The following is a 5,288-nucleotide window of genomic DNA, read 5'->3' as shown; positions in this document are numbered from 1 at the left end:
ATGGTGCCGGCACCAGGAGTCGAACCCGGGACCTACTGATTACAAGTCAGTTGTCATATAAGCGTCTCGCGCGGAGGCCATAACCTCTTGAAATCCCTGGAATGGCTGATCGCGGAGCAATGAAAAACAATACTTCGACTCACCAGGTTGCCCTTCCATTCCAGTAGATTTGCTTTCCCTTGTCAAGGGAGGGGACATACTCCGGATCAGCGGAAACCGCCCCCTCCCCTGTCGGTCATGCACGTGGGGCGTGTCTCTGCTCCAGATACCGCCGCAGGGCATTCAGGTCGGGCGCTACGTACTCCAGCGTGGAGCGAATGTCGGTATGCCCACAGATCTGTTGGGTCAGGTAGAGGTCCCGCTCCGGACTGCGCATCAGGTCCGTGGCCAGCGAATGGCGAAAGCGATGGGGCGTCACTCGGCTGCCGCAGAACTTGGACAGGCGGCGAAAGAATCCCTCGACCTGCCATATATCCATGGTGTCGCGGCCATGCCGTTCGCTGAAACGATTCACGTTGAACAACTGATCCGAGCGACGGAAGCCAGCCGCATGGGCGGCGGTCATCAAGGTGGAGAGGTGGGGATACAGCGCGTCGGTGATGGGCAGGGTGGCTTCGATCCGGTTCTTGGCCCCCTCGGCCGAGGCCGTCAAACGGCGCTTCTTCAGGTGGACATCGACCGGCCTGATGCTCAGCAGCTGGTTCAGCCGGATCCCGGTATGGTAGAAGGTCTCGAGGACCACTTGCCAGAACCAGGCCGGGTGGATCGGAGCTGGCTCCCCCTTCACCACCTCGTAACGCCGGCAGAGTTCGAGCGTCTCCCTCGCAAAAACGATATCCGTGTCTTTCAGCGTTTTACGACCCTTCTTCTTCTCCCGCAGAAATACCCCCTCGAACGGTGATTTGGTCAGTGGTATCAGCTCATGTGATATGCCAAATCGGTAGACGCTCTTCAGGTGTCTGGCGTAGTTATTCCAGCTGGTCTCCGCGATGCCAGAGGGGTTGCGCCCGGACTGGACGATAGCGGCACGCCATGCCATGACATCAGCTCGTTTGACTTCCGAGGGAAGCACTTGATTACCGATGTAGCGCTGAAAATAGCTTACCGGCCCCATGTACGATGATTGGCTTTTAGGCGATAGCCATCGTTCGATAAACATCTCTTGCAACACTTCATCGAAAGTACAGTTACGCATCATGCTCTGCCTCATCCTTGATGAGAGAGAGATAGACGTTGTCTCGGGCAAGGGGCTTCATGCTGGATTCGGATTTCAACAAGTAACCCTTGAGCACGCTGCCTTTCCTGTTAGGCCCTTGCACGGAAACCTTGAAGATATTCGTTTTTGTTGCTGTTCTCAGATGCAGCCCCAGCTTTTGAAAACGTCTCTGCACTTTTTCCCACTGCGAGTCAGAGCCAAATTGCTCATTGCAGAAGCGCCGGAAAATCCCTGGACTCACCAGGAAATACGTCCCTTCGACGACATGGACTGCCGCTTTAGCATCATTTACGATGATCTTCTTTGACACCAGACCTGAGCTCAGCCAATGGAAAAATGCTTGGCCAAGGTCCTGCGTCCCGCCACGTCCTTCTCGCTCGACAGTTTCTAATTTAGCCGAGGGGCTAGCATGACTATCGACTTCCCCATTGTCTGTCCGATAATCGCTACAATCTTTGCCAGTGATAAGCGACACGATATCGTCGACATCTAGTTCAATGTTTGCTGTCTCAGCACCCAGCTTCTCTCGCCCCATATCTTGAGGCTCGGGCTCCTGTTCATGAGCGTGATTACCGGTAGGCACGGAAGAGTGGGAGGTAACTTGTGGCACTGCCTCGTGCGCTGCCCTCTCCACTACGCCGCCCTTCTCCACAGACGATTCCGATCCTATGACACGTAAGGTGCCAGCGAGCAGCGGGGGCCTCTCCTCTCCAGCCCCCCAAATGACCGAGGGAGTCACCTTGAGAAAACTCAAGGAAGCCTGCCATTCACCAATCTGGACGTCTCCCTTCCACACCGCTTTTCCTTCTCCTGACGCCTCTATCAGCCCGTGGGCCTGCATTTCGTCATACATGCGGGTAGTGTTCGACGGCACTCCGCCCACGCCATGCTGCAGTAGGTAGGCTTTGAGCTGATTGGGAACGCTAGGCGCGACGATCCACAGCCCCTCCTCTGTCAGGTATGCCGGGGCCCGGGGCGAGTTCAATGGGAGCTGCTCCTTTACCAGGTATCGGAGGGCGTCGACCAGTTTGCGTTGCAGCGACTCGACGGGAGCCTCCAGCGCTCTGGAAGGGTCGCCACCCAGTGAGCTGGCCACACTCGCCCGATCCGCCTGAGAGACGAACTCACCGATGATGCCGGATTCGTGCGAGTACCCTGTGATGGTGTACATGAACTGTCCGAACACGGCGGGATCGGAAATCAGCCACTCCATTCCCCGGCTACCCAGGATCTGATGACACAACAGGCTGTTACTGACCTGATGGAGCTGGTAATCACGGCCTTTGCGATACTGCACCCGGTAAGGCGTGGGGATGGTCCCCTGCCACAGCCGCCAGACGCGTCCGTCCTGAAGGATAATGTCGATGTCGACCAGTATCTTGGCAATGTCGTGCAGTAGGGCTGCATAGACCACGGCGATCGTCCAGAGCTCTCCTACGGACGCCTGTTCTTCGGGTGTGGCCCCTGGCGGAAGCAGATGCTGTCGCCGCAGTCGCAGTGCGAAGCTGACGACCTCCAGCGCGTGGTCGAGCATGCCACCGGCATAGGCGTGGTGGTGGTTCTCCGAGGCGGGTAGCAACTGTACGAGCTCCGCGTAGCGCTTCAGCGGAAGACGCACATAGTCGTCGAATACCGGCTGTGTCAGCGAGGTGAGATCCCAGAGCGACTTGAGGACCTGCTGCCGATACGGCGTGTCGAGCAGCTCCGCCCCCTTCAGCGGCACCCACCATCCCCGTTCCTGGGGGATAGGTATAGGGTCAGCATTTTTCTTCATTGAAAGCAGACGCTTGAGCATTGATGACTCTCGACAGTGGGCAATAGGGCCAATCTGACGAGGGTTGGCGATGCCGAGAAGGGAAAATGTTAATTGCGCTCGGAGGGGTTTCGGTGGCCATTCTTGCTGCTAACTCGCTTCTCCCCTTCCGAGGCAAAAGCTTGTCGTGACTTCTTATAAAATTACCCAGCATGTCGGTAAGCATCTCCCCCTTCCCAAGGGAGGGGGGGGATGCTTATGCAACACGCCTTCTGTCCTGGGTCTGACAGAGTCGGGGCAATCAGAGATAGCCCCGCTCCGCGAAGGACACGGACTCCGTGCCACCGACCACGATGTGATCGAGTACGCGTACTTCGATCAGACCCAGCGCCTCCTTGAGGCGGTGGGTGATGCGTCGGTCTGCCTCACTGGGATCAGGCTGCCCGCTGGGATGATTGTGGGTGAAGATCACCGCACCGGCGTTATGCTGCAACGCCGTCTTTACCACTTCGCGGGGGTAGACCGAGGCTGAGTCCAGGGTACCGTGGAACAGCTCGCTATATTCGATCACCCTGTGCTGGCTATCCAGGAAGATGGCACCGAACACCTCGTGGTCGTAACCAGCCAGCTTGATCCACAAGAACTCACGGACCCGATCGGGGGTGCTGAGCTTCATGCCCCGGGAGACCGTGCGTTCGACCACCGACCTGGCGGCATTGATGACGCACTCATCTGGAGCCGCCCGGTAGTTGCCGGCGCCATCGAGTACGAACAGTTGCAGGCCATGCGGGGAGGCCGGCTGAGAGGGGTAGCGAGAAATTGCCTGGGAAGTAGCAACCGCTTGTGTGGAAGTCATGACCAGTTCCTCATGGACATGACCGAAACCACACCCCTATCGGGAGTGTGATCCCGGTCAGGGTGAGTGGTTGGGTGGAATTTACGCTGCGGCGGACAACACCGCCATGTGGCTCAGCTCGTCGATCTGGGCAAGAAGAAGGTAATCCCCAAGCTCATGATCGTTTTGAATAACGATGGCCTCGAGTTCAAGGGCAAGAGGCTCATTTTCGCTCCCGTTTGGCGGTATACGATAGTGGGTCAACCTGGCTGCCTGAGTACCCGCAGGGTACCGAGCAAGCTGCGCGGCCACATCCGTGAGCAATAGCTCTAGACGTTTCACAGGTCTGACGCCGAAAGCATCGATGCAGGTCTGATTGGCAAACATGCTGTCGCAGATCAGGCCATCGCTCAATCGGACCGAGCCTATGAAGCCAGACTGCTCTGCCAGCATTGTCATATCGAAGGTTTGCATGGTGTTTCTCCTTGCGGATTGAACAGACGAATCCACGGGAAACACCCCTCCCATAGGAAGGAGCTTCCCATGGGAGGTGGATGGCCTTAAGGCCGAGTTGGAGGCTGCATCCAACCGCCGGAGGCGGCGCCCGCTTACAGGATGCGTGGCGGACTTGGGTGAGCGTCTCGGTTGGTGCCGGTCGAGACTCACCGAGCTGTCATCGACAGCACTTGCAACCTCCATGCTAGCGGTGGCGCCCAGGGTGTCAAGGTGCTTACTGCTGGACACAGTGAGCTCAAGAAGGCCCCGCACATGGCGGGGCTGGGTAGATGAGAGTAGCCGGACCTATCACTGCTTCATCTTGCATCTTTAGAGAACAATGGTCAGCAGCCCCAAATGGTCCCGGCGCCACGGAGCCGTTCGAGCACCCTTATCACATGGGCAGGCTTCACCTGTGAGGTGCACTCCACGCCGTAGAGGCGCTCGGAGTCCTCTAATTCCATAGTAGCCATCAAGATACCTGCGTCGCCTTCCGGGATGTCCAGCCAAGCAGCGATCGCAGCATTTCCAGATGCCATCTCTCGTTCTCGATCCCCTTCACATAGGGGAATGACGTTAAATCTCAGTGTATCCCTAACCTCAGGGCTGATAGCCAGGGAGTCATTACCGCCCACCACTATGCAAGGGGAGCCAGAACTGGGGTGCGGCCACCCACCGTCCTCCTGAAATTCAGGGCTCATGGCAACCCACCCAGCGAAGCAGGCGATAGTGCCGCACTCATGAGCGAAGCTCTCATCAACTATGATGAAATTTCCGCTGTTGTACTGCCAGCAAGCCATGTTGAGACGGTCACTACGGTCGCTAACCCGCTTCATGATGGCGATGGCGTGATTTACGTTGGTCATGTGTAAGCGGCCGGTCATCACCCTTTGCGAGTGATCAGTCGACCGGCTTCCAGTGCTGCGGCAGGAGTTCGTGGATCTGGCTGGCCTTCTGTGTTGGCAGGCGAGCCAGCACATCTTTCAGGT

Annotated in this window: 4 protein-coding genes; all 4 read right to left on the bottom strand. The window is 57.5% G+C overall.

The window, feature by feature from the left end; translation table 11 throughout:
* Positions 1-235 precede the first annotated feature (235 nt).
* A complete protein-coding gene (locus DU505_RS22090; RefSeq protein WP_181872908.1) occupies positions 236-1,198 on the bottom strand; it encodes a tyrosine-type recombinase/integrase in 963 nt (320 codons plus the stop codon).
* Positions 1,188-3,011: a MobH family relaxase gene (gene mobH / locus DU505_RS22085; RefSeq protein ID WP_114481125.1), complete on the bottom strand. Its 1,824-nt coding sequence runs from the start codon at positions 3,009-3,011 to the stop codon at positions 1,188-1,190. Before mobH ends, DU505_RS22090 begins: the two co-directional genes overlap by 11 nt.
* A gap of 259 nt (positions 3,012-3,270) precedes the next feature.
* Positions 3,271-3,825: a RadC family protein gene (radC, locus tag DU505_RS22080; RefSeq protein WP_114481124.1), complete on the bottom strand. Its 555-nt coding sequence runs from the start codon at positions 3,823-3,825 to the stop codon at positions 3,271-3,273.
* A gap of 81 nt (positions 3,826-3,906) precedes the next feature.
* A complete protein-coding gene (locus DU505_RS22075) occupies positions 3,907-4,278 on the bottom strand; it encodes a hypothetical protein (protein WP_114481123.1) in 372 nt (123 codons plus the stop codon).
* Positions 4,279-5,288: the final 1,010 nt, after the last annotated feature.

It is taken from the genome of Billgrantia montanilacus (genome assembly GCF_003336675.1).
Classification (GTDB): Bacteria; Pseudomonadota; Gammaproteobacteria; order Pseudomonadales; family Halomonadaceae; genus Halomonas; species Halomonas montanilacus.
Note: the sequence above shows the minus strand (reverse complement) of the source record. Positions and strands in the feature narration are given on the sequence as shown.